This is a genomic window from Ferruginibacter profundus, from assembly GCF_054783275.1.
Genome location: NZ_BAAGQW010000001.1, coordinates 841,360 through 865,614 on the forward strand (window position 1 = coordinate 841,360; position 24,255 = coordinate 865,614).

Genomic DNA, 24,255 nt, shown 5'->3' on the forward strand with positions numbered 1-24,255 from the left:
CTTTCCATTACAGAAAACCAGGCGGCAAGGCTTACCTGCAAACATGCTGTAAAAGAAGAAATTTTTCAATCGCCCCGATTGCGGTGGATACATAATCTGCCTCACAGATAATGTCAGACACTTCGCCATTGATTATTTTGTATTTAAGAATTTCCTTACCCGCCGGGTTGTGGTAGTTCATATATTCCATTACAGGGATACTTGTGCCGTTATCCAGGTAATCTATTTTATTATCCCTTATAGCAAAGAAGTACTTTTTCATACAGGCAGCTTTGCTGTAAAGTAGTTGTTACTGCAATAACTAATTATGACGGGCATCATAAACGTATTGATCAAACTCATACATACCGGGCCGCAGGCGGGTAACGGGAGCCAGGTGACTTATTTTCTTTTATACTTTCTTCTTGCTTTAATTATAAGCACACCAATTGTAACAGGTACAGCTAACATAGCTAACCCATATAAAGCTCCAGCTAAATTAAGCGTATTAAAAACCGGCTGGAGATTTATCGCTATACTTTACCAAAATCATTATTTAGCTTATTGTAAAATTCCTCGATATACTCTTCCTTCTTAGGATGATTGCTGAATATTAACAGCGATACATCAAATTTCTCTCTATCAAATCCTGGTAATATGAAGTTGTATTTTTCTAAAAGAGGCAACCCTTTTTTAATTGCCAGATACCACATATTAAACTTTCTTGCTCTTAAACTACCGTCTCCGTCTGTGGTATCACAAACGTAAAAAAATGTAGATGTATCTCCTTTTGACTCTATATTGGAACGTCGCACTGCCTGTCTATTGAAAGCTCAAAAGCCTCTCCATCATTAAAAAGCAATTCATGGTCATTGAATTTCTGATGCTTGTTTGATAATTATATAGTATAGTAGCAGCCATCATCAGTTACAAATAAAAATGCCCCATCATCACTGATAGGGGCAAATGCATATCTTACGGCATTTTTAGCCGCCAATCTTTTTCATAGATTTAAGCGTCTGTATAACCTGTGGGTTTACTGTTTGCATCATTTTTATATGCCTTTCTTTTTTGTCGGCAATTTCCTTTTTGATGAAATCAATAACCTTTGTATTTACGTTTATTATGGTCTTGTTAGTATTCATTTTGTTTACAATAATTATTCGGAATAAAAAGTTTATTTCAAAAATATTTGTACGTACAAATTTACAACGCAATACCGATGGAATTGCAAAGCAAAATTTAGCTATTTTTTAGTAAAGACCTGATTTTATTGGATTTGGTTCAAAAATATGCACAAAATGTACCACAAATGTGTATTATCCTTGCGTAAAGTAAACATAGTCTAAAAACATAGTTTTTAGTAACTAAAAGGAGCGAAGCTCACTGTTTCCTTGATTTCTTTATTTTCTTAATAATAATATTTGCAATTATAATAATTGCAAAAAATAACAAAACGCATTTTCCCAAGTAGATAAATAAGTCGCTAAGATAAAAATCTCCCATCATTCAAGATACATAATCTCGTTCATAATCCTCGCTCTGAGGTGGCTGGCACAAAAAGCGATAGCGGCAGTTATAATAGAATTAAATTAATTTTTATAACTCCAATATTATGTTAACGTAGGTTAACCTGTGGGAAGGGGGAAAAGTTAAGTTTTTCCAGAAAACTTTTCCCATGTGCGTTGGCGGCTTGCGTTGGTTGTAGCGTTGGAAAGGTGGGGGAGCAAATATGTTATGGCATTATAATAAAATAACTATTTTAGATTGTCCTTTAATTTTAAAATATCATCAATCCATAAACATCTTACTAAACCCTGATTTATATCAACTCCGGTAACTGTTGGGTCACTTAAATGACCTAAAACAATACCTATTAAAGAGGGTTGGTATTTACCAAATAAATCACCTTGTGTAAAAATGGGGCTTCCTGAATTTCCGCTGTAGGACACCCCGTCAACTAAAAATGTATTAATCTCTTCTGACTTCCATGCGACAATACCACTTCTGACTAATGGATTTATTTTAACATCTGAAAATAATTTTGCGCCATAATATCCAGATGCACTTCCAATACCAAGCGGGAAACCTACAAAATAAATATTAGTACCAACCTCAACATCTGCCTTTTTCCTTATTCTAGAGTTACCTATACTAGTAAAACTAATTAATTTTGTCGTATCCTTATTTAGCGTAATTAACATATCATAAAATGACAACTTGATTACTCCTATATCTAAAGAGTCATCTACCACAAAATTTTTGTTTTTAATTAGGTCAAGTTTAGTCGTGAAAGAAAATCCATCATATACCCATTTTCGTCCTTTGACTGATAAATCTGTTTTGGTTTTACCCAATTTAACAGTTGCTGAATCAGAGGCTGGTATTCTGACATAAATAAATGGATTTCTCAATACATGTGCGCAGGTGACTAAATAGGTAAAACCTCCGCCACTATAGTTATATATACAAAATCCAGTCCCATGAGTTTTTAAAGTTCCTGCGGAATCTGGTTTTTGTAATTCTACAATACATTTTAGCCAATCCTGGCTAAAATCATTTTGAGCAAAAGAAACATTTGAAAAAATAAAAAAACAGATTAATAGATAGTATCTCATACAGTATAGTTTTTACCGAATATACAAACACCTACCAACAAAACATAATATATGCAATTTTGAATTTACAGCATAGGGGTTGTATATTAGCAATATGACAGTTGAGGATAAGCAAATAGAAGAAATTATACAAGGGATAAATTATGCAATAAGCGATATTGAGCATAATAGAAGCAGAAAGATTTCTGCATTTATCTTATGTGTATGCTGCATAGATACTTTAGGGGCGCTGTGTTATAATATCAACGCAAATAACGAAAGATGGGAGAAGTTTATAACCAATTATATGTCAAATTATAAAAGGCTTGACCTTTATAATAGATGTCGTAATAATATAATTCATGGGTATACTTCAAATGAAAAATATGCTTTAAGCTATGACAAGACATTTATTAAACCTCATGCAAAAGTTTTAAACCCTGATGGGAGTATTAAAGTAATAATAAACGTAGATTTTTTTATAGATGAACTTGTAAGAGGAGTCGAATTAATGTGTACTCACTTAAAAACTATAAATTCACCAATAAGAGATAGTGCTATTGAAAGAGACAAAAATGAACCTATTTTACGAAGTAAGACTATTTAATGGCGGCAGTATTATGCTCTCATTTATTTCTACAAAATATTCATCTATCTCTAACACAATCTTCGCTCTGATGTGGCGTGAGCGCATTTTATTTTCTGAATTCAAACCGCCGATTACGGTACTAACACGCAAGCTCTATAGCTGTATATTATGTTACTTAGCTCGGGGCTGTGTTTCCCGTTTTTTATTTTTGTTTACAAAAATAAAAAACGGGAATGGAGGGCAAGTAAAACAAAATGAATTGCGAAGCCCACGGAGTGTTGCGCCTCAAGCGCAAAGAACAAGTAACATAAGGACAGGGTTTGCCAAAGGCGAACCTATTTGTTTTTAAATAAAAAAGAGGCATCGTAAGTGCCTCATTATTCATTTGATGAAATAGTCTTAATTCTCCTTTCATCGTAATAAAATTACGGTGAAATTTTTACTTGTAAAAATCAAATGTTTTTTTGGATATCATGTTTGGGGTAGGCATGATAATAACACTTGCGTTAATTGCAATAAGCGAGCCGTAGGCTTGCCTAAATACCAAACACCACCACCAATGCCTAAATAATTTTAATCTTTATTTGCGGGCGGTGGAGGCGGTGGAGGCGGTGGCGGTGTTTGATACACCGGCAATGTATTGCCTTTTTCAAAGTACCCATTGCCTTTTTCTGGAATTGATGGCGGATTTGGTGTTTGCGGTCTGCTTGGTGGATTTTTTTCTTCAGGCATAACTAGTATTATATATTTTATTAAAAAAATCGTTTGAAATTCCTTGTGCTTTTAACGCAATTTTTTTATGAACGTTTTTATGTATCTCGTTTATTATTGCATTTATTTCTAATTCTTTTCTATGTTGCTCTTGGGTTAATTCAAATGCCTCATGCTCTGTTATTTTTCCAGTATATAATTTAAACCAAATGCTTTCCATTTCTAAAACCATAGAACTATAAAAAGCTGTTACCTTATCCATTTTCTGTATAAGGGCATCATTTGGTATTATATATTGTTCTATTAATTTAATCAATGATAATACTGCGACAATACCACAAATTACTTCAGCGTAATTATTAAAAATTTTCCATCCAAACATCCCTGATGTAGAAAAAACTAATATACATACGTTGTACCATTTAAGAAAAGACCTATTAAATGAGGCTAACAAGCAGGTGTATTCTGAATTATATTTTGCATCAGTTAGGGTATACCAAATACGTTCTCTCATATTTCAAATATACATAATCATAAAACATAATCTTCGCTATAGGGTGGCGTAGGGTGCAATTTATTTTGTTTTACCCGTAGGGGCTATTTAACATAATATTAATTATAGGTAAGAATAGTAAGTTTAAATAATCAACCTCAGCTGGTTTACAAGCTTTTAGCTGCAAATACAGCCTCAGGCTTTACAGCGCAATAACATGCTTATTGCCATTTGCGTTGCCCCGATACAACGCTGCAAAAAAAATGCTGCGCTGTTTTTAATTTTATTACGCCGGGAATATTATCGGCTTTAGCGTGTGAAAGTTTAAAAAAATACTGTGTTACTACAGATACCAGGCAGCAGCATTTTTGGGCAAACAAAACCAACCGGTGTTGAGAATTACTTATTGTTTTTGAGGTATTCTTTAAGTACGTACTGGTAAACGGACATGCTTTTTTTGGCTTTGTCTACATAGGCCTGCCGCAGTTCGGGGGTATTGTTTACATGCCTGGCATGGGCCACTGCACGGGCAAAACGGCTGCGCTGCAGTTGCTGGGCTGCTGTGGGTTGTATATTGCTCATATCGGGCGCCTTGGTAACCACCACTTTTTTACCGTAATGTTTTACCACTATCTCGCCTAGTTTGCCGCGGATGCCCCTTAAAAGTAAACTGTCTGTTTTCAAAAAAATATGGCTTTATAAGGGTAAGATGCAGCCGGTTGCCAAAGCGTTGCACCCGGCAGCCGGGTTTGCATTGCGCCCTGCCCGGCAGTTGCAAGCGGGTGTTTTTGCTGCCGCATATATAAGGGGGTAATGGATGGGTAATATAGGTGTATGGGATGGCTGGTATGGTTGGGTGCGCTTGTAAGCGAAGGATGCATAAGTGGTAAGCGAAGGATGGTGGAATCTGCAGCGAAGGATGGCGAAGGATGGTACCGGCTTTTGCCTGCGGCCGGCTGCTGTGGATCTGTGATAGTTAAGGGCCTACCTGTAAGACGTACACGCCACCGGCCGGGTTGCCTTTACAACCGGTAATATTAACCGTTTACAGCTGCACAAATACCTGCATTTATTGCAGATAAATTTGTATTTTAGATAACTAAAAAATTTACATTTGCCCTATATGACACCAGATGCAAACACCCAAAGTAAAGTACATGAAGGCCATAACGTAAAGCGCTTTCGTGAAATGATGGGTATAAAACAAGAAGCCCTTGCTGCCAACCTTGGCCAGGACTGGAACCAGAAAAAGATATCGCTGCTGGAGCAAAAACAAAGCATTGACGCTGCCCTGCTGCAACAGATTTCGGCTGTGCTTAAAATACCCGTAGAAGCCTTCCAGAATTTTGATGAGGAAAAGGCTGTAAATGTTATTGCGAATACCTTTAATGAAGGTTCATTTTTAAATACCGGCCATACTGCTACTTTCAATGTTAATCCATTAGAAAAACTTATTCAGCTGCACGAAGAAAAGATTGCACTGTATGAGCGTATGCTGAAGGAAAAGGAAGACATGATGGCAAAGCTGGAGAAATTAGTGGACAAAGTGTAACCGGGTCTGTTAAGGTTTTTTACGTCCTTTCTGCCGGTATTGTGGAGCAATATTTACCGTGCCCGGCAAGGTTTAACACTTCAACAAAAACAGCAGGTAAATTTCATAATCAATTTATTATCAAGGTTAATTACTTAACATAATGCAATTGAAAATGACCGGCGTATTTATAACACGCCGGTCTTTTTTGTATCTCCATAAATAATTCAACAAAAGATGCTATTACCGTTGATTTTCTGTTATTTGAATCCAGTTGCCATATTTTATCTGGCTTAAGTACACGGCAGATTCGGGTAGTAATGTATCGGTATCAAGCGGCGCACCGGAATATAAAGCCCCGGCATCAGCAACTATGTCCAGATTTTTATGGGTGGCCAGTGCATATTGTTTTATCCAGGCAGTGATATTGAATTTTTCGGGTCCGCCAATTTCAAGGATGGTATTGGCAGGTTTTGCCAGTGCGGTCTGCGCCATAAATGCCGCCACATCTTTACTGGCTATGGGCTGTATATTGGCGTCGGGCAACAGCACTTTTCCGTCAACCATACTCATTTGCAGAATGCCGCCGGCAAATTCAAAAAACTGGGTGGCATGTACAATAGTGTAAGGAATGCCTGAGGCTTTAATGAGGTCTTCCTGCACCTGCTTGGCCCTGAAATAGCCGCTGGCCTGTAATTTCTGTGTGCCTACAACCGATAAGGCAATATGATGCTGTACACCTGCTGTTTTTTCTGCCGCCAGCAGGTTTTCGTTAGAAGTTTTAAAGAAGTGCATTACTGCCGTGGTTTCAAAAGATGGCGAGTTGGATACATCCACCACCACATTTGCCCCCTGCAATACTGCTGCTAACCCCTCGCCTGTAAGTGTATTTACACCGGTATTGGGTGAAGCAGCAATTACCTGGTTGCCGGTTTGTTGTAATTGTGCTACTAACTGGCTACCAATAAGGCCGGTACCGCCGATTACTACTATTTTCATCTTTTTAGTTTTTAAGTGATTTGATATTGCAAAGATGAAAAGCGTGCTACCGGTAAAACTTAAGCTGGTTTAAGAAATGTATGCGGCTTTGATAGCCTGTACAGCTTCGGGAAAGGTATCGCTGGTTGCGGCAAGGCTCCGTTTCGTTTAACAGCAGCCTGGCTTTTTTTACGGTTCTTGTTGTAAAGAAACTTGTCATCTCATCTGCCGGCACCTTATGCCCTGCCCATATTTCTTGAATATGATGCTGTAGTTTTAAGGTGATGATAATTTTTTTTCAATTCTTTTTTTACGCAATTCGCTCAGGTATTCCGGCGTAAACCCTAAAAATGAAGCCAGTATTTTTTGCGGAATGCGCTGCAGAAAGTCGGGATATTTTGCTTCAAATAATTGGTAGAATTCGTTTTTGGGCATTCTTGATATCATCTGTACACGAAGCAGTGATGCGGCATAGGCCCGCTCGTATACCAGGCGGAAATATTTTTCCATCAGCGGCTGTTGCTGCAGCAGCAAGGCATAGTTTTCAGCATCTATTACCAGTACTTCGGCAGGTTCAAGCGCCTGTATAGTGTATACCGATCGCCGCCCGGCACGAAAAGCGTCCAGGTCTGTCATCCACCAGTTTTCCAAGGCAAACTGCAGCGTTTGTTCCGTACCGCTATCGTCGGTAAAATAGAGCCGGAGGCAACCCTTTACCACAAAAAAGTAGTGCAGGCAAGGTTTTTCCTCCTGCTGCAAAATGTCTTTTTTCTTAAAGAGGCAGGTTTTAAAAAACGGCAAAACAGCTTCTTCCCCTATTTGCCGGCTGGCCGTAATTTTGTGGATATGTTGTAGCAGCGGGTGCAAATTTGCAGACATAATACGCTAAAGTAGCACAAAACAGGCTATATTAAGAAGCCTGCCGCACGAATGAATATATGCAGTTTGAGATACAAAACCTACATTTGCGCAAATGCAAACAGATACAACAGAACTTAAAAGAATGCTTGCCAATTTAAATATTGACAAGCTTAACGAAATGCAGCTGGCATCGCTGGCGGCAAAAGAAAACGAGGATGTGATTTTATTGTCGATAACGGGCTCGGGTAAAACCCTGGCGTTTTTATTGCCACTGGTGCAGTTGTTACAAAAAGACAGCAAGGGCGTTCAGGCCATGATCATTGTGCCCAGCCGTGAACTGGCCATACAGATTGATGATGTGTTTCGTAAAATGCAGACCGGCTATAAGGTAACGCTTTGCTATGGCGGCCATAAACGTGAGATTGAAGAAACCAACCTGGTGCAGGCGCCGGCAGTAATTATAGGCACACCGGGCCGTATTGCCGATCATTTACGCAGGAATAATTTTTCTACCGAACTGATTACCACATTAATACTGGATGAGTTTGATAAATCACTTGAACTGGGTTTCCAGGAAGAAATGGAGTTTATCATCAGCTCGTTAAAAAATATCAACAAACGTATATTAACCTCTGCTACACAGTCAGTTGTTGTGCCGGATTTTATTGGTTTACGAGAACCTTTAAAGCTGGATTATCTTGACCTGGTGATTGAAAATGCCATTGGCCTGGAGATAAAGACGGTGTTTTCTGAAGATAAGGACAAGGCTGATACCTTGTTTAAGCTGATCTGCTTTTTGGGTAACCGCTCTACCATTATTTTTTGTAACCACCGTACCTCGGTGGAAAGAACGAGCAATATCCTAAGCGACAGGGGGATTGTATCGGTATTTTACCACGGCGGAATGGAACAACAGGAACGTGATGCTGCTTTATGTAAATTTAGAAATGGCACGTCTAGTATATTAGTAACCACTGATTTAGCCTCCCGTGGGTTAGACATTCCCAACATCAGGAATATTGTGCATTACCACCTGCCCACCTCAGAAGATATCTTTACGCACCGCAATGGCCGTACTGCCCGTATGGAAGCCAGCGGTACCACTTATGTTATTTATTCAGAGGAAGAAGTGCTGCCTGAATATATTACCCAAAATGCTACTGCACAGGCGTTAAACGGCGATTATGAATTGCCCGAAAAGCCCAAATGGAGCACCCTGTTTATTGCCGCCGGCAAAAAAGATAAGGTGAACAAGATCGATATTGTAGGCTTTTTATCGCACAAGGGGCAGTTGAAAAAGGAGGATATCGGCCTGATTGAAGTGAAGGATTTCTTTTCTTTTGTGGCCATCAAAAAAATAAAAGTGAGCGATACGCTGCGGCTGATAAAAGACGAAAAGATAAAGAATAAGAAGGTAAAGATTGATGTGGCGAAGTAGGTGGTGGCCTTTTACCTTTTTACAATTTTTTTTACTCAGCTTCGCTGATTAAGGCTTACCACAAAGGCACGAAGGCACGAAGGCACGAAGGCACGAAGGCACTAAGTAGGTAATTATACAACCGGCTCACGATCAAGGTCGCTGTACGGGTAAAATCCTTTTTCTTTTAATAATTTAAAAAGTTCAGGACTGCCCATTTCTCTTGCAAATTCCATTTCGCTTTTAAATACCTCCAGGCATAGGAGCAAGTGGTGTTTTCTTTCGCCTATTTCAAATTCGGCATTACCGGGTTTATAATGATCAAATACCAGGCAGATCTTTTTGCCTTCTTCCGGTGGAACGGGAACTTCACAGGTTTCGTTGGGGTTTAAAACTGCCTCAAAAGAATAGTTGCCGATTGTGGTGAATATGCTGCAAATACGTCTTTCAACCTGGTTGAAAGCAGTTTGTACATCTTCATTTTTATTGTAAGTTTCTTTTGTAAATGCCACTAATTCGTAGGTTCCGAGGCGGTTTGGTTTAGGCCCGTTGCCATCAGGGTCCAGCAATTCCATGGTGGCAAAGCCGGTGCCTGCAATACCGTTAAGGAAATAATACATATCAGTAGCACCGCCTACAGCAAATGGAATTACGGCATGGCCTACCATGTCGTGCATTTTGCCCAGTACCTGCTCTAATCCCAGTTGTTTTAGTTCATAATCCTTTTCGTATGCTTCTTCGGAAAATTGATTTTCAGGAACTGCTTCTGCTTTCTTTTTTCCGCCGAATAATTTCTTAAAAAAGTTCATCGCTTTGTACCGGTTTCATTTATTAAATAAGTAACAGGAAATAAATATAGGAAAGTTATTATAGTTGCATACATCCGCAATGGATTATTTAGATTAAAAAGAAGGAATGCGATAGGGTATTAGTATCACCCTCTCCCCTTTTTGGTTCAGGCTTTTCGCCTTGACAATAATTGCTTTATCAGCTTCGCTGTTAAAAGGTTTGCCACGAAGGCACTAAGGCACGAACCTGCCTGGCGGCAGGACGGCGAAAAATTTGCTGTGTATTTTATTTTGTGTCTTCGGGGCTTTGTGGCTACATGTTGCTTCCCGAAGTGACAACGGCTTCTACAAGCTCAGCCCGGTAACTAACCTGGTTCATGTTATTTAAACGGATTGGAAAACCTGTCTTCGGTTATAATGGTATTGTCAGTAAGCGTATTTAAGAATGCCATCAGCGGTTGTACATCCTGCGGCGCTACGCTATGCGCCGGTATGGGTGTAGTGCCGGTACCCGGAGCGCCGGCGGTAAGCATGGCCAGCACATTGGCCACTGTTCCTTTATGAAATAATGCCGTACGGGTAGCCACATTGCGTAATGATCCTGATTTGAACCGGTTTTGCCCGTTGATACCAATATCGGTTGCCGGAAAAGCAAAAGGCGGTGCCTGGCTGTTTAAGAACATGGGTGCGGTATGGCAGGTATTGCAGGTGTTGGGTGCACCAACGGTTAAGAAGATCTGTTCGCCCTGTGCCTCAATGGGTGTAAAGGTTTCCAGCCCTTGTTTTACACGATCGTATTTTGACTGGTAGGTAACAATGCTGCGTTCAAATTGTGCGATGGCTTTTGCAATTAATACCGAATCGATCGTTGTGCTGCCAAATGCTTTTTGAAATAAGGCCGGGTAATAGCTTAAAGCCTTGACTTTGGTTTCCAATTCGGCCAGGGTTAAGCCCATCTCGGTATGGTTTTGAATCGGCTGCAGGGCTTGTTTTTCAACCGAGGCTGCTCTTTCATCCCAGAACATTTTGCCACTTTTGTAAAAACGCAGGTTGAGTACCGACATGGAGTTGCGGTCGGTCGCACCGCCTTCAAAGCCCTTGCTTAAGCTGGAAGAGTCGTCAAAAGCCAGTTTTTGCTGGTGGCAACTGCCGCAGCTTACGGTATTGTTTTTACTTAGTTGCTTATCGTAAAATAGTACACGCCCCAGGGTAGCCCCATCATTGGTGATGGCATTGTCGGCAGGTGTATTGTCGTTAGCCAGTAGTGCGGCCTGTATATGCGCCGGGTAGCTGATGACATAGTTTAGTGTAGTGGCAGGTAAAGTGGGCTGCGCCGGTGTGGTAGTGCCGGTACCGGTGGTAGTGGTACTGTCTTTTTTAGAGCAGTATTGAAAAAGTACAATGGTTACAACAAGGCAGGCGCTTAGGCATACAGGTTTCATATTGGTTTGATTTTGGGTAAATGTTTAAACAGCAGGTTCATTTTATTCTTATAGTTAAACGGTATTTTTTACATACCATTGCCGGTATTGGTATTTAGATGCCGGATTTAGGCGAAACCTTCGGTGCATGGGAAATATTTTTGATGGGGTGATGGAGCGAAAATGTATTTTCACTCTACTACTGCTCTTCTTTTTTTAGAACCAAAATATCTTTTGCCAGTTGCCGGGTTTCCAGTTCTAAAGTACCGTTGTAAATGCCCCGGATTTTTTTATGGCGGTCAATTAAGAGTATGTGCTCGGTATGGAGGAATTGCGAACTGTCTTTACTGAAACCAAAATCTTCTTCGGCAAAATAAGAGGTACGGGCAAGCTTGTAGATATCGGCTTTGTTGCCGGTAAGTAAATGCCAGTTGGTTAAACTGATATCATTGCCGGCTGCATATGTTTTTAGTTTTGCCACCGAGTCTCTCCACGGTGTTACTGAGTAGGATAAGAAGACAATGCCGGTATCAGTTTTAAAACCCTCGTAAGTTGTTTTAAGGTTGCTCATCATTTTAGGGCAAATACTGCCACATGCCGTAAAGAAAAAATTGGCGACATGAATTTTGCCTTCAATATTTTTTTGTGTAATGATGTTGCCGGATTGATCGGTGCAGGAAAAATCGGCAATGGTATGAGGGATTTCTGTTGCAGCGGCATCGGCATTTACAAAATGCGGTGTAAAATCGGGTGTATTGTAATAGGGCAGCAAGGCCATTTTTTGTTTGCTGCTGCACTGCACCAAAAGGATTATACAACTAATTAAAAATACTATCCGATACATTGATACAGTTTTTGGTGCCCAGTAGTCCGTAGCGCCTGCCGTTGACTACCATAAAGTTGGAATGTATTTTTCCGTTGTTATAAAATATTTTTTGCAGGCCATCTTCGTAACCGGCTTTATAGTTGGCTTCTTTGGTCAGCTGCCCGTTTTCATTCCATTCGTAGCAGGTGCCATTGTATTCGCCGTCTTTAAATTCGTATTGCAATTTCTTTTTTCCGTTGGGCCACCATGCCAGGTACGCTCCCACTTTTTTACCCTCCTTAAAAGTTCTTATTTCTTCAGGTGTTTTATCAGCATAGTTTTTTTTCCAAACCCCATCTTCTTTTCCATTGCTGAAGTTCATAATGGCAGCGGTATCTGTTGTGTTGGGATAAAGCGAAAAGACGGTGCCATTATACAGACTGTCTTTTAAATACAACACCCCATTGACCATTTTAAGACCAGGTGACACTGCATTGGTAACTTTTACCTCAACAGCATGTTTACCGGTTTGCGTACAACCGGTAAACAGCATGAGCAGCAATATAGAGATACCGCTATTTAGAAACCGTGCCTGGTGTACCATAAAATCCACTTCCGTTTATGTAAGGATCAGTGTTTGTAATGTGATAGTGATAAATGCCATTGGGATAATCGGCAGTTACTGCTGTATGCCCGTGATATGCATCCAACATAGCATTGGTTACGGTAGCATTATTTTCTTCGGGTCCGTATACGGGAAAACCATCCAATAGAAAACCCAGTAAAGCAGATTTGGTGGCTTTAACTGTGGTAAGGTATAAAGGCTCTACATGATAGTGATATTCACTGGTGGGTGACGGATGGCCCCAGTATTTATCAAAGCTCACCACTTCGTTGGTAAGTGGCTGGTTAGGGCCTGCATACTGGTTAAAGAATGCAACGCCATTGAGCGATACGCCAATTGGCCCCAGTGGTGTTGCACTGTGTGCTGAATTAACCTGCGGGTTAAGCGGAATTTTAAAAGTATAATTTTGTGTGGCAATTGAGTTAGGGTTTTTTGAAAATGTATTGCCACCAAATGTGGTACCGCTGAAGGCTTCGTACAAAGCATTAGCAGTTGGATAGTACACACTTTTATGATCGGGTGCGCCGCTGGTTTTGATGTAGATGTATGTTCCGTCGGAAGTAATGCTGGTAGCACCGTATATTTTTTTATAAACATCGGGTACGGTTGCTGTTCCGCCACTGCCTGATGACGTATCATCAGTTGATTTTTTACAGGAGATGCCTGCAACCATTACAGCAATGGCCATGAGTTTTAAGGGTATCATTTTCATAATTAATAGTTCTGTTTTATAAAGGTGATTTTATGAAGGCGTTGATGGTACAGTATTATTTATTTTCTGGCGGTGGTGGCGGCATTCCTTCTCCACCAGGGCCGGGCCCTTCGCCTGGCGGCGGAGGCATGCCACCTCGGATACCCGGTGGTGGCGGCCCCTGCGGCCGTTTTGCTGGTGCCATGCGGCGCAATACATCCTGTATAATATTGTCGAATTTTTGTTGTTGTGCTGCTGTACAAATAGCCCTTAGTTTTTGAAAATGTTTAAATGTAAATAATTCCAGTTGTTGTTCTGCTGCGGCTACTTTACTGCTTTGCTGCTGTACTGCAGTTTCATCGGGCATTGGCTGTTTTAATAATTCAAAAAATTCGTCTTTTGCTTTCCTCAGGCTGTCCTGCAAGGGCCTTTGCCCCGCCTGGTGTTCTTCCCTTAATTTTTTATAGCTTACTTGTTGCGTTGAGTCTAATTGTAATTCTTTGGTAACAAATTGAAATACCTGGCCTGCGGGTGGCGGTGGTTGCGTATTACTGCCGCCATTATTTTTATGCGACCATAAATACCCCAGCGTGGCAATATTTGCAGTAAGTAATAATACTGTTGTTACAGAGAGCAGGCGGTTATTTGTAAAGCGACTCATACTGGTAAATTTTATTCGTAAACAGCTGCCGTGTTAAGGTTATAGGCTTCTGCAAAAGATTCCAGCGTGGCTGGCTTGTCAGATTGTACCGTTGTTTTTTGCTGTGGCGCTTTGTTAAACTGCATTATTGAAAACACATTTATAACGAGCACTGCAAATAGTGCGCTGGTAATAAATGCAGGACGAAGCAATAGAAAAGTTTTTCTTCCGGGCTCCTGTTCCTGTTTGTATATCCCCCATTTGTTGGCGGACATCCGGCCAATTAAACGGGTGTAGAAAAAATCAGGCGCTGCTGCTTTTTGTAAACCGTCCAGGCTGTTTAATATTTTTTCTTCCTTATTATTCATTACTGCTTATTATTTGTTACTCAATCCACATTCATTATTTACATCTTACTATTAGATGCTTGTTTTTGTAAAAACCTTCGCTGCTATGGTGGTAATTCATTAATTTTTTTTCTGAGGTTCTGTTTTGCCCTCTGCAATAAGGCATCCACAGCAGGTTCTGAAGTATTTAAAATAGCCGCAATTTCCCGGTAACTCAGCTCTTCCACTTTATTGAGGATAAAAGCGGTGCGTTGGTTTTCCGGTAGCTGATCGATTAATTTAAAAAGCAGTGCTGCATCTTCTTTTTTATCCAATTGCACACCGGGGTGATCAAATTCTTCCGGTTCGTGTAACGGGGTGTTGCCTGCCCCAAAGAGGCTGCTGATGAACCCAAAACGTTTTTTTCTTTTTTTGCTCCGCAGAAAGTCGAGGCATTTGGTAGTAGTGATGCGGTAGATCCAGGTTGATAGCAGGGATTCTTCTTTGAACTGGTGAATAGAACGATAGACCTGTATGAATACTTCCTGTGCAATATCTTCTGCATCGGAGCTGTGTTGCAGTAACCCCAAAGCAGTATTGAATACCCTGTCCTGAAAACGGAGTACCAGTTCCTTGAAAGCTATTTCATCTCCGTTGCGGAGCCCATAAACCAGTTCCTGCTCTGTCAAAAAGGGTTGGGTGTTTTTGGTTAGACGAGTGTATTTAGTAAAACCTTCGGTGCAACTTAAGATTTTTTTTGGGCACCTGCGGTGCTTGTATTGGAACGCAGATTTTTATGATGGTTATGATTAACACGGATAAGATTACATGTTGTCCGGCACCTGCGGTGTTTGTATTGGAACGCAGATTATTATGATGGTTATGATTAACACGGATAAAAATCATATTAAATCATCATTATCATAAAAATCTGCGGTCCGTTCTCTCCGCCAACGGCGGTTTGTCTGTTTATTTTAAACGCTGATTATTATGATGGTTATGATTAACACGGATAAGAGCAAATCTTATTAAATCATCATTATCATAAAAATCTGCGGTCCGTTTTCTTCGCCGAAGGCGGTGCGTTTATTTTTTAAAAGCAGCAATAAATTCAATCACCTGGTTATCAAATGCGGCGGCTTCGTTAAACATAAAGCTGTGTTGAATGGGTAAAACATATACTGGAAAATCTTTCAGGTCTTCTTCAAATTTTACCAGGCGCACGGCATCTTTTTCGGTTGTGAGAATGATTTTATCCTGCTGCTGAATTTTAGTAAAGTGTTTTTTGATGTCTGCCAGGTCGTCGCTGTTAAAAATATGATGATCGGGATAACGCAGCATATCATAACTATTAAAGTTGTTCACTAAAAAATCTTTCAGTGGCCTTGGATTGGCAATACCGCAGATGAGCAGGATATTGGTGTTTCTGTCAACAGCAGCTTCCTGTTTAGTAAAAAGATGGTAAGGCTTGGCGTATGTTATCTCTGTAAAAAAAACTGTTTGCTTTGGCAAAGGTTTTATTTCTTTCAGAATAGCTTTTTTTTCTTCTGCCGATAAACCTGTTTTGCATTTGGTGACCACAATAATATCAGCTCTTTTCATACTGGCCTTTACATCTCTCAGGTCGCCGGAAGGCATCATCAGGTCTCTTGTAAACAGATTATTGTATGCGGTGAGTACAATATTTAGTCCGGCTTTTACCGGCCGGTGCTGAAATGCATCATCGAGAATGATGACGTTAGTATCGGGTTTGTCGTGCAATATTTGTGGTATGGCCACCAGCCTTTCTTCTCCCACGGCTACGGTTACCTCGGGGAATTTGTTATGAAATTGCATAGGCTCATCGCCTATTTCCAAAGCGGTGGTGGTATTATCAGCAATAGCAAAGCCTTTGGTTTTTCTTTTATACCCACGGCTTAATGTGGCGGTATTAAAATCGTTTTGCAGCAATCGTATTAAATATTCCACCATGGGTGTTTTACCGGTACCACCAACAGCAATGTTGCCCACACAAATAATAGGGAAATTAAATTGCGCTGCTTTTAAAATATTCTTATCAAATAACCAGTTTCGTAACCATACCACAGCGCCGTAGATAAGTGAAAGGGGAAATAATAAATATCTGAAGCTTCTAAGCATTATGTGGTTAACTCGTTAATTTGTTTATTGGTTACTTAGTAAAATAATTGGTGTTATCCATTGATAAAGATCGAAAAAATGGTAGTGCCATAATTTCTTTCTGTTTTATAGTGAGCAAATTTTTTATAGTCATTCCTTGGGGTGTGCTCCAGTATAAACCAGCCTTTGGGTTTCAGTAGTTTTTTTTCAAAAATTTTTATGGGCAGGTCATCAATGGTGGCTAAAGCATAAGGCGGGCCTGCAAAAATAAAATCGTATTGTTCTGTTGCGGTGTCAATAAATTTAAACACTTCCCCTTTTGTGACTTTAAAGTTTTCCAATTCCAGTTCGGCCGCAGTTTTTTTTATGAATTCATACATCTGCGTATCTTTTTCCACGATGGTAATATCAGGCGCTCCCCTGCTGCTCAGTTCGTAACTGATGCAACCGGTGCCGCCAAAAAGGTCCAGTACTTTCAGTGTTTCTATTTCTAAATTATTTTGCAACACATTGAATAGTCCTTCTTTGGCAATATCTGTAGTGGGCCTTGTGTAAGGCATATTGCTGGGCGGCGTAATTCTTCTGCCACCATGTGTTCCGCTTATAATACGCATAAGGCTGTGGCAAATAAGTGACTGAAATAATGTGCAGGCTGCAGGCTGATCTCTTGAGCGTAGTTAAAATTACCCGGCAAGGCAGCCCATTCAATGTTTAAAAAGTATTTGTGCAGCTCGTTGTAGAGATTGGAATTGGCATCAATCATACCACTGAGCAGTACCGGGGTTTGTACATCCGTTTCAAAACTGCGGCAAACATTTAATAAGTGATACGCCACATCTTCCGGTGCATTGAATTCAAAGTTCTGTATTACCTGCAGCTGGTTGTTTTTGCGCAGCATTACAGTAAGTGAATTAGGATAGAAATTACAATACAGCAAATTGCTATGCGCTTTTTCGATGTTGATGAGCAAGGAGGCCTGGTGGTTTTGAATACTGAAGGGGAACCAGTGGGCAAAAACGTTTTTTATTACCACCGGTATCCTGTACACGCTGTGCAGGTTATGCGCCATTACCAGCTCGTGCTGGTTTGCTGCCTGTGCCGCATCGCCATATACCAGTTGCAGCATATCGCCGGTATGTGCCTGGTCGAAATATTCAAACGGCACCAGGATGTTTTCATCAAAGCACCAGGTAATAAATATTTTTTTAAAGTGCTGCTGTTGTAATGCTTCGTCTGTTAGCAGGTAGTTGACCGTTTCTGCAATAGCGGTATCGGTTATTTGTTTGGCAAAATGATATACCTGCACCGATATAAAAGTATTGGTGTCGCTATCTAATTGAGCAAAGGAAATGCCTTGCTTACCTGCCTGCACTAATAAAACCGGTTTACCGGCGGGTACAGTTGTGCTTGTTATATTAAATGATGGATTCACTGTATGATTTTCGGCAGGCAAAATAAGATAATTTTGCTGACTTTATGGAAAGTATAGCAACAAACGATGATTTAAAAGTAAAAGTCACCAATAAACAAATATTGTCTATTGCGATGCCGATTACGCTGGCTATCCTGATTCCGCAGGTAAATATGCTTACCAACAGCATTTTCCTGGGCAAATCGGATGATGCCAATGCATTGGGCAATGCCGGTATTACAGGTGTTTATTACCTGATATTTGCTGTTGCAGGCCATGGATTGAATAATGCCATGCAATCGGTATTCAGCCGCCATGCAGGCAGTGGCAATACCGGTGCTTTTAAAACCATTTTATCGCAGGGTATCCGTATTTGCCTGCAACTTTCGTTGATCGGCATATTATTTACCTGGTTTATTGCGCCCTTTATTTTGCAACCTGTTGCAGCTGAAAATGCCTACCAGCAGGAGATCAGTTTTTTGCGCATCCGTATCTTCGGCCTGCCATTTTTATACCTGTTCCAGATGGGCAATGCATTTTTAGTGGCCTCACTGAACAGCCGTTATTTAATGATCGGTTTTATTTTTGAAGCCCTGCTGAATATAGTGCTGGATTATATTTTTATTTATGGCCATTTCGGATTTCCTAAAATGGGATTTAATGGTGCTGCGCTGGCATCGGTAATTGCAGAAGGAGTTGGTTTTTTAGTGGTATTGCTGGTGTTGTATAAAACCGGCTTAAAAAAGAAGTATCACCTGCTGAAAGATCTTGCTTACGATAAAGTGATCAGCAAGGCCATCATTAAGGTTTCGGCGCCCCTGGTAGCGCAATACGTGATCAGCGTTACTACCTGGCTGATATTTTTCTTTTTAATTGAAGCCCGTGGCAATGTATTGGATAAAGCCATCAGCAATGTAATGCGGAATGTGTTTGGCCTGGCCGGTGTTTTTGTATGGGCCTTTGCCAGTACCAGCAATGTAGTGGTGAGTAATTTAATGGGGCAAAAGAGAGAAGATAAAGTTATTCTTGCCATTAATAAAACGATGTTGCTGAGTATTGGTTTTTGCTCGGTGATGGTGCTGTTGCTGAATATTTTCCCGGAAGTATTTTTCAGGTTATTCAGCAAAGGAGAAGCATTTGTTGCAGCGGGCATTCCTGTAGCAAGAACGGTTAGCCTTGGCATGTTGTTTATGAGTGTGGCCAATATATGGCTGAATGGCGTAACCGGTACCGGCAAAACCAAAGTGAACCTGCTGATAGAGATCGTTGCAATTACAGTGTATTTAGTGTACAGCTGGATTTTTATGAAAGTGCATTTTATTTCTTTAGCCATGGCATGGAGCAATGAAGTGGTGTACTGGAGTACGATATTTATAATGGCGTTTGTGTTTTTGAAGAGCGGGAGGTGGAAGACGAAGTGAGACGTGGGGCGTGAGTGGTGAGACGTGAATGGTGAGACGTGAGTGGTGAGACGTGAGTGGTGAGGCGTGAGTGGTGAGGCGTGAGTGAATCGTCAATGGGGAATGGGGAAAGTTCTGTACAATACGCCGATTACAATGAGGATAAAAAAGCTGGTGTAGATGAGCTTATTGTATTTTGCCAGCCAGTTGGGCAGATAGATATCAAAATTATCTTTAGCAGAGTCGGAATATTTACGGGCAATGACGGTGAGCGGGCACATTTTTTTAAAACATAGCAACACCATTCCTTCTGCTATAACCAGGGCAATACCGATCCATACCAATTTGTTGATCTTGTTTACCACTACCGCATAAGCCATATAGAATAGCACTATGTTGAAAAAAATCCAGATGAGGGTATGAATGATCTTTATGCGAATTAAAGGTTTCATTTTTGCAGAGAAAAAATTATTTGTTACTGGTTTAACAAAAATATTTTTATTGCGGCTGGTTTATAATAACGCTGAACATATAAGCTGATGATTTCTGTCAGAATGCTACCAGAACGGTATGGGTATAATGCAAAAAAGATTCGTGGTATGACGAATCTTTTTTAAAGTTTAAATTGTACGAATGCTGATCTTATAATTTGAATGTTAAACCGATCTTGCCATCAGAGAAAACATCTCCGCCGCCAATTTCCAGGTTTAAGCCAACTTTATTATTGAAGTAATACCTGCCCCCGATCTGTGCACCAAGGCCAATGCCTGAACTGTGATCGCCGGGGTAACCATCGGGTGAAGACCAGGAATAAAATCCCAGGTTAAGTCCTGCATAAAAATCAAACTCCTTTGGAATATTCAGTACGGTATTGAAATGGTAGTTACCATTGGCAGCAATACCGATAATACTGTGCCGGTAGTGGTTATTCTTCCAGTTTTCCCTGTAAGAACGAACAGAAAGTTCGCCGCCCAGGGTAATGTTTTTATGTACGCCAACATCTATGCCTGCATACACAGGTACGCCCCAACCAGAGAAGCCTACGCCAACGTTGAATTGTGCTTTGCCAACAGGCAAAGGATTCTGGCTACGTACAATTGAAAAGCAGCATAGCAGTGTAAGTGCAATAAATAATTTTTTCATTTGTGGAGTTATTTTGGTGATTAAAATACCGGTTGTTCATTTTCTTTCGGCTGTTTATTTTCTTCGGATTCTTCTTTTGCAGCCGGTTTAAAGTCATCTGCACGTTTGGCAACAAAACTGGCCACACTAAATTCAACGATTGCGCCCAATATCTTTTTTATCGGGTTATGCGTTCCGCCGATCAATAATTTTTTTGATAAATACCCTGTTGCCAGGCCGATTGCATTATTCACAATGCTGCTTTTTACTTCGGGAGAAGAAGTAACATCATGAAAAGTATTTTTGATAAGGTTGATGGGTTTCAAACCTTCGTAGGTGGTATGAAACTGTTCTTTAAGCAAGTGTAATTCCTGCGCCTGTTTTTGCTGCAGGGCAACAATAGTTTCCTGTAATGCGCTACTTTCGTTTCTCATAGTCATATCTTTTTTTGCTGCAGCATTTTTATGATCATTGTGTTGCTTACCGGGTCTTTTATCCATTGGTTGCGGAAGGCATATACCAGTAAAGCGATAAGCCCCCACACGCCGGCAATAACAAAGAAGCCGTAATAGGTTTTGCCCAGCAACTCTCCTATCCATAATGCAAGCCCGATGTTGGCACTAACAATAAATAATGCAACAACAATAGTAATCACCAACCTGGTTGCCAAAGATGAAACCACTTCAGCAGTTTTATCTATTGCCTGAAGTTTGTATAATTCAATACTGGTTTTACCGTACTCACTGGCTTTTTCAAAAAGTGTTTCTATTGCTGTTGCATTGTTATTCATTGTTTACCTTTTAATTAGACTACATTTTAAAGCGTTGCTTTCTTAACTTCGTTTTTAGCGTCTTCAAATTTCATTTTGCCATCGGCAACCAGATCTTCTGCGCCATGCCTGATGCTTTTGTATTTATCATTGATAGCATCTATTGCTTCGTTGAATTTTTCTTTTACATCATCAACATAACCTTCGCCTTTACTCATGATTTTTTTACGGGTATTGCTACCTTTATCTGGTGCCAGCAAAATACCTAATATAGCTCCGGCGGCTACACCTGCTAATAATCCCAATACTACTTTTCCTGTTTTCATACTTTTTAATTTATAGTTTACAATATAAGTATCAGTAACAACACGATAATAATGGCAGCGCCTACCGAAAGATAAATGCCCCTGCTGTTACTCCTGATCTCTTTTTTTAATGATTTTACTTCTTTACGTAATTCTCTTTTTTCGGCACCGGTTAAATTTGATTTGTCCATTTCCTTAATTTCATTCAACCTGGAGATGGATTTACTTACATCAGCAGGCTCTGTTGGAACCACTACCGAAGAAGGTGCAACAATAGCTGTGGCATTAGATTGCATTGGAGTAAATGCTAATGACAAACCCAGTGCCATTAAACATAAAGCAGTTTTTTTCATTGTATTTGTTTTAAGTTGTTTAAAGTTGTTTTAAATTGATCTGTCGCCGCGGATGATCCTGAAAAGCACTGCAATAACTGCAATTACAAGCAGGATGTGAATGATACTGCCGGCATGAAAACCCAGGAAACCAATTGCCCAGAGTATAACAAGAATAACGGCAACGGTGTAAAGCAAATTACTCATAATGATGATTGTTTTTATTGATTAAAAAAGATATAGAAGTGATTGTTAAAATATTGCAATCACTATAATGGCTTTACATTTATTAACTGATTATTGCAACAGTAGTTTGATTTGAATTACCAATACTGTGCCATAATAAAAAGCTCCTGCTTAATCTTCTGCTGTAAAAGGAACTATTAAAAAATCTGACCAACAGGTAATTGAGAAAAGTGTGTGTTAAGTTTATCACTGGTTTTGTTAGTTGATTATTTGTTACCTGTTTTATCAAATGCCTGAACAGCTGAAGGGTTTTTCATTGGAATAAACTTTATTTAGTTAACCGCTGTTTTGTATTGTAAAGTTGCAAACTCCTGATGCAATAAGTGTTACACAATAGTTGAAAAAACTTATATAATTCCCACATGCTTTTTATGCAGTAGGTGTAAATACAAACCTATCATTCTATAGTATTATAATTTACAGGGCCGCAGGCAGGTGTTGTATAAATAATGTGCAGGAGTAACGGGATGTTATAAGTACTTATGTTATAAAAGATTTTTTTATAAACAGGAGAGCGCAACCTGTGAATGATGTAATTATTTTTATCAATTATGTAAAGCATTGCGTAAAAAGAGTAAGAACTTTACAGTATACTGATTAATAACCACATCTTTTTCTCATATGCGTTTTAGTTTAGTTTAAGCCCCTGTTTTTACAGGGACTTTTTTTTGCTACGGCCTGTTATTCGTAGCCGCTTTTAATAACAGTAAGTATCATTTTGAAACGGCCATTGGGCTTTACCAGGTTGGAAGCATGCGCAGGTATAACGATGGATTGGCCGGTTTGTAAAAGGTGAGATACCGTGCTGATGACTATTTCGGCTTTACCTTCAATAATTTGTACAAAGGTATCGAAGGGTGTGGTTTTTTCTGTAAGACCTTCACCGCTATCGAATGACATCACACTGATATTACCGGTTGATTTTTTCAGAATGGTTTTAATCACTACTGAATTAGGCACATATTCAATGATCTCTACAGTAATAAGCGCTTTTGATTTTTCGATTTCGCCTGTATCCATGTTCGTTATTTTAGTAGTGGGTGATAACTAAGTGTAGTAAAACCGAAGGAAGGAAAGCACGGCTCTTAATTAAAGGTAAGCTCATTTATATTAACAAGCAGTAAACAATTTTTTAAACAGCGGTATTGGTATAATAATACCTGCCAGCCTGCACAAAAGATATGCTTTAAAAGGCATCACCTTAACATTGGTTATCTGAAAAAGTTGCGGCAGGTATAGTTGTAAGTTCTATTGCTTTGTACTGTCTTTGGGATTTAAAGGATAAATTATCACATCCGTTTTCTTTTTCAATGCCGCCTGTTTTTTTGCTTCGGCCCTTTTCTTTTTATTGAAGTAGCCCCTGAGCAGAATATTATGTTTTACCGCTTCCATATTTTCATTAAGACCTTTTGTAGCGCCTTGAATGTTTGTCATGGTAGAATCCAAAGCTTTACCCAGTTTACCATCATTCATTTTGCTGCTGAATTTTGAAAATTCTTTTGAGCTGGTTTGCAGGTTAGCAAGTGTACCCTCTAAACTGCTGGAGAATTTTTCATCTGAGATCAGTTTAGATAAGGCGCCATTGCCATTATTCATTTTATAGGTAAACTGTGCCAGTTGTGCTGTTATGATACCGGCATTATCCACACTGTTTTTTACACTGCTCATGATATCTTCCATTTCGATGGCGCTTTTGGTGGTAATAAGGTCATTGTCTTTTACAAAAGTTGTACTGGTGCCACCCGGCGAAATAGTAAGTACCTTATCCCCCATTAAACCATCGGAACCTATACTTGCCTTTGCATCGGTTTTAATAAATTGCTGTACATTTTTTTTCATTACCAGTTCCACCATTACCGAAGTATCCGTTATTAAAGTGATATCGTCTACAGTACCTACATTGATACCGGAGAAACGTACATTGTTGCCTACTTTTAAACCACTCACGGTTTTAAACTGTGCTTTTAATCGAAAAGTAGAGCCGAATAAATTTTTTTGTTTGCCTACAAAATAAATAGTGAATATAAAGGTGACCAATGCAATCACTACAAACATGCCCAGTTTCCATGTAAAGCCGGATTCTTTTTTCATATTGTTATT

At 39.8% G+C, this 24,255-nt stretch carries 31 protein-coding genes; 4 read left to right on the forward strand and 27 right to left on the reverse strand.

Translation table 11 applies throughout. The features are described 5' to 3' along the window. Window positions 1–31: 31 nt before the first annotated feature. Both ACYVM0_RS03360 and ACYVM0_RS03365 read right to left on the reverse strand, forming a co-directional pair. A complete protein-coding gene (locus ACYVM0_RS03360) occupies window positions 32–262 on the reverse strand; it encodes a hypothetical protein (protein WP_460552450.1) in 231 nt (76 codons plus the stop codon). Between the two features lie 1,474 nt (window positions 263–1,736). Next, window positions 1,737–2,597 (reverse strand): S1 family peptidase, encoded by an 861-nt coding sequence (locus ACYVM0_RS03365; protein WP_460552453.1) that lies wholly within the window; start codon window positions 2,595–2,597, stop codon window positions 1,737–1,739. A 94-nt stretch (window positions 2,598–2,691) separates the two neighbouring features. On the opposite strand from ACYVM0_RS03365, the gene ACYVM0_RS03370 reads away from it, so the two are divergent. Continuing rightward, the gene (locus tag ACYVM0_RS03370; RefSeq protein ID WP_460552456.1) at window positions 2,692–3,183 is read left to right on the forward strand and encodes a hypothetical protein; all 492 of its coding nucleotides are present in this window, start codon (window positions 2,692–2,694) and stop codon (window positions 3,181–3,183) included. A gap of 555 nt (window positions 3,184–3,738) precedes the next feature. Here ACYVM0_RS03370 and ACYVM0_RS03375 read toward each other — a convergent pair. From ACYVM0_RS03375 to ACYVM0_RS03385, 3 genes are all read right to left on the reverse strand, one after another. Further along, entirely contained in the window at window positions 3,739–3,897 is a 159-nt protein-coding gene (locus ACYVM0_RS03375) for a hypothetical protein (RefSeq protein WP_460552459.1), read from the reverse strand. Then, window positions 3,890–4,390, reverse strand: a complete 501-nt coding sequence (locus tag ACYVM0_RS03380; protein ID WP_460552462.1) for a hypothetical protein — start codon at window positions 4,388–4,390, stop codon at window positions 3,890–3,892. The genes ACYVM0_RS03375 and ACYVM0_RS03380 overlap by 8 nt, the downstream gene beginning before the upstream one ends. Window positions 4,391–4,768: 378 nt before the next feature. Further along, complete coding sequence (locus ACYVM0_RS03385) at window positions 4,769–5,053, reverse strand: hypothetical protein (protein ID WP_460552465.1); 285 nt, start codon at window positions 5,051–5,053, stop codon at window positions 4,769–4,771. Window positions 5,054–5,492: 439 nt separating this feature from the next. Between ACYVM0_RS03385 and ACYVM0_RS03390 the strand changes: the two genes are divergently transcribed. After that, entirely contained in the window at window positions 5,493–5,921 is a 429-nt protein-coding gene (locus ACYVM0_RS03390; protein ID WP_460552468.1) for a helix-turn-helix domain-containing protein, read from the forward strand. 222 nt (window positions 5,922–6,143) lie between these two features. Here the strand turns inward: ACYVM0_RS03390 and ACYVM0_RS03395 are convergent, their stop codons facing one another. Together ACYVM0_RS03395 and ACYVM0_RS03400 are read right to left on the reverse strand one after the other, a co-directional pair. After that, window positions 6,144–6,899 carry an SDR family oxidoreductase gene (locus ACYVM0_RS03395; protein WP_460552471.1) on the reverse strand — a complete coding sequence of 252 codons (756 nt, stop codon included), beginning with the start codon at window positions 6,897–6,899 and terminating at the stop codon, window positions 6,144–6,146. Between the two features lie 255 nt (window positions 6,900–7,154). After that, window positions 7,155–7,757: a Crp/Fnr family transcriptional regulator gene (locus ACYVM0_RS03400; RefSeq protein WP_460552474.1), complete on the reverse strand. Its 603-nt coding sequence runs from the start codon at window positions 7,755–7,757 to the stop codon at window positions 7,155–7,157. A 94-nt stretch (window positions 7,758–7,851) separates the two neighbouring features. On the opposite strand from ACYVM0_RS03400, the gene ACYVM0_RS03405 reads away from it, so the two are divergent. Continuing rightward, window positions 7,852–9,177, forward strand: a complete 1,326-nt coding sequence (locus ACYVM0_RS03405) for a DEAD/DEAH box helicase (protein ID WP_460552477.1) — start codon at window positions 7,852–7,854, stop codon at window positions 9,175–9,177. Between the two features lie 113 nt (window positions 9,178–9,290). On the opposite strand, the gene ACYVM0_RS03410 is transcribed toward ACYVM0_RS03405, so the two are convergent. The 11 genes from ACYVM0_RS03410 to ACYVM0_RS03460 form a co-directional block, all read right to left on the reverse strand. Continuing rightward, a complete protein-coding gene (locus ACYVM0_RS03410) occupies window positions 9,291–9,965 on the reverse strand; it encodes a suppressor of fused domain protein (protein WP_460552480.1) in 675 nt (224 codons plus the stop codon). A 359-nt stretch (window positions 9,966–10,324) separates the two neighbouring features. Then, the gene (locus ACYVM0_RS03415; protein WP_460552483.1) at window positions 10,325–11,386 is read right to left on the reverse strand and encodes a cytochrome-c peroxidase; all 1,062 of its coding nucleotides are present in this window, start codon (window positions 11,384–11,386) and stop codon (window positions 10,325–10,327) included. Between the two features lie 178 nt (window positions 11,387–11,564). Further along, on the reverse strand, window positions 11,565–12,209 hold the full coding sequence (locus ACYVM0_RS03420) for an SCO family protein (RefSeq protein ID WP_460552486.1): 645 nt from the start codon (window positions 12,207–12,209) through the stop codon (window positions 11,565–11,567). Continuing rightward, on the reverse strand, window positions 12,184–12,723 hold the full coding sequence (locus ACYVM0_RS03425) for a toxin-antitoxin system YwqK family antitoxin (RefSeq protein ID WP_460552489.1): 540 nt from the start codon (window positions 12,721–12,723) through the stop codon (window positions 12,184–12,186). The genes ACYVM0_RS03420 and ACYVM0_RS03425 overlap by 26 nt, the downstream gene beginning before the upstream one ends. A 22-nt stretch (window positions 12,724–12,745) precedes the next feature. After that, complete coding sequence (locus ACYVM0_RS03430; RefSeq protein ID WP_460552492.1) at window positions 12,746–13,507, reverse strand: YHYH protein; 762 nt, start codon at window positions 13,505–13,507, stop codon at window positions 12,746–12,748. 55 nt (window positions 13,508–13,562) lie between these two features. Continuing rightward, on the reverse strand, window positions 13,563–14,147 hold the full coding sequence (locus tag ACYVM0_RS03435; RefSeq protein WP_460552495.1) for a Spy/CpxP family protein refolding chaperone: 585 nt from the start codon (window positions 14,145–14,147) through the stop codon (window positions 13,563–13,565). An 11-nt stretch (window positions 14,148–14,158) separates the two neighbouring features. Further along, window positions 14,159–14,494 carry a hypothetical protein gene (locus tag ACYVM0_RS03440; RefSeq protein WP_460552498.1) on the reverse strand — a complete coding sequence of 112 codons (336 nt, stop codon included), beginning with the start codon at window positions 14,492–14,494 and terminating at the stop codon, window positions 14,159–14,161. An 83-nt stretch (window positions 14,495–14,577) separates the two neighbouring features. Then, the gene (locus ACYVM0_RS03445; RefSeq protein WP_460552501.1) at window positions 14,578–15,141 is read right to left on the reverse strand and encodes an RNA polymerase sigma factor; all 564 of its coding nucleotides are present in this window, start codon (window positions 15,139–15,141) and stop codon (window positions 14,578–14,580) included. 397 nt (window positions 15,142–15,538) lie between these two features. Next, window positions 15,539–16,591 (reverse strand): tetraacyldisaccharide 4'-kinase, encoded by a 1,053-nt coding sequence (lpxK, locus tag ACYVM0_RS03450; protein WP_460552504.1) that lies wholly within the window; start codon window positions 16,589–16,591, stop codon window positions 15,539–15,541. 53 nt (window positions 16,592–16,644) lie between these two features. Further along, window positions 16,645–17,184 carry an RsmD family RNA methyltransferase gene (locus ACYVM0_RS03455; protein ID WP_460552507.1) on the reverse strand — a complete coding sequence of 180 codons (540 nt, stop codon included), beginning with the start codon at window positions 17,182–17,184 and terminating at the stop codon, window positions 16,645–16,647. Then, entirely contained in the window at window positions 17,172–18,002 is an 831-nt protein-coding gene (locus ACYVM0_RS03460) for a DUF3822 family protein (protein ID WP_460552510.1), read from the reverse strand. Before ACYVM0_RS03460 ends, ACYVM0_RS03455 begins: the two co-directional genes overlap by 13 nt. Window positions 18,003–18,046: 44 nt before the next feature. On the opposite strand from ACYVM0_RS03460, the gene ACYVM0_RS03465 reads away from it, so the two are divergent. Next, window positions 18,047–19,402, forward strand: a complete 1,356-nt coding sequence (locus tag ACYVM0_RS03465) for an MATE family efflux transporter (protein ID WP_460552513.1) — start codon at window positions 18,047–18,049, stop codon at window positions 19,400–19,402. A gap of 92 nt (window positions 19,403–19,494) precedes the next feature. Here ACYVM0_RS03465 and ACYVM0_RS03470 read toward each other — a convergent pair whose 3' ends face one another. The 9 genes from ACYVM0_RS03470 to ACYVM0_RS03510 all read right to left on the reverse strand — a co-directional run bounded on the left by ACYVM0_RS03470 (window position 19,495) and on the right by ACYVM0_RS03510 (window position 24,246). Continuing rightward, window positions 19,495–19,833 (reverse strand): hypothetical protein, encoded by a 339-nt coding sequence (locus ACYVM0_RS03470; protein ID WP_460552516.1) that lies wholly within the window; start codon window positions 19,831–19,833, stop codon window positions 19,495–19,497. 190 nt (window positions 19,834–20,023) lie between these two features. Continuing rightward, window positions 20,024–20,524 carry a hypothetical protein gene (locus tag ACYVM0_RS03475; protein ID WP_460552519.1) on the reverse strand — a complete coding sequence of 167 codons (501 nt, stop codon included), beginning with the start codon at window positions 20,522–20,524 and terminating at the stop codon, window positions 20,024–20,026. A gap of 20 nt (window positions 20,525–20,544) precedes the next feature. Continuing rightward, the gene (locus tag ACYVM0_RS03480; RefSeq protein WP_460552522.1) at window positions 20,545–20,937 is read right to left on the reverse strand and encodes a hypothetical protein; all 393 of its coding nucleotides are present in this window, start codon (window positions 20,935–20,937) and stop codon (window positions 20,545–20,547) included. A 2-nt stretch (window positions 20,938–20,939) separates the two neighbouring features. After that, window positions 20,940–21,293: a hypothetical protein gene (locus ACYVM0_RS03485; protein ID WP_460552525.1), complete on the reverse strand. Its 354-nt coding sequence runs from the start codon at window positions 21,291–21,293 to the stop codon at window positions 20,940–20,942. A 26-nt stretch (window positions 21,294–21,319) separates the two neighbouring features. Beyond that, window positions 21,320–21,598, reverse strand: coding sequence for a YtxH domain-containing protein (locus ACYVM0_RS03490; protein ID WP_460552529.1), 279 nt, complete (start codon window positions 21,596–21,598; stop codon window positions 21,320–21,322). Window positions 21,599–21,615: 17 nt separating this feature from the next. Beyond that, window positions 21,616–21,930 (reverse strand): hypothetical protein, encoded by a 315-nt coding sequence (locus ACYVM0_RS03495; protein WP_460552532.1) that lies wholly within the window; start codon window positions 21,928–21,930, stop codon window positions 21,616–21,618. A 30-nt stretch (window positions 21,931–21,960) separates the two neighbouring features. Further along, window positions 21,961–22,116: a lmo0937 family membrane protein gene (locus ACYVM0_RS03500; RefSeq protein WP_460552535.1), complete on the reverse strand. Its 156-nt coding sequence runs from the start codon at window positions 22,114–22,116 to the stop codon at window positions 21,961–21,963. Between the two features lie 720 nt (window positions 22,117–22,836). Beyond that, the gene (locus ACYVM0_RS03505; protein ID WP_460552538.1) at window positions 22,837–23,175 is read right to left on the reverse strand and encodes a cupin domain-containing protein; all 339 of its coding nucleotides are present in this window, start codon (window positions 23,173–23,175) and stop codon (window positions 22,837–22,839) included. A gap of 228 nt (window positions 23,176–23,403) precedes the next feature. Continuing rightward, window positions 23,404–24,246, reverse strand: a complete 843-nt coding sequence (locus tag ACYVM0_RS03510) for an MlaD family protein (RefSeq protein WP_460552540.1) — start codon at window positions 24,244–24,246, stop codon at window positions 23,404–23,406. Window positions 24,247–24,255: the final 9 nt, after the last annotated feature.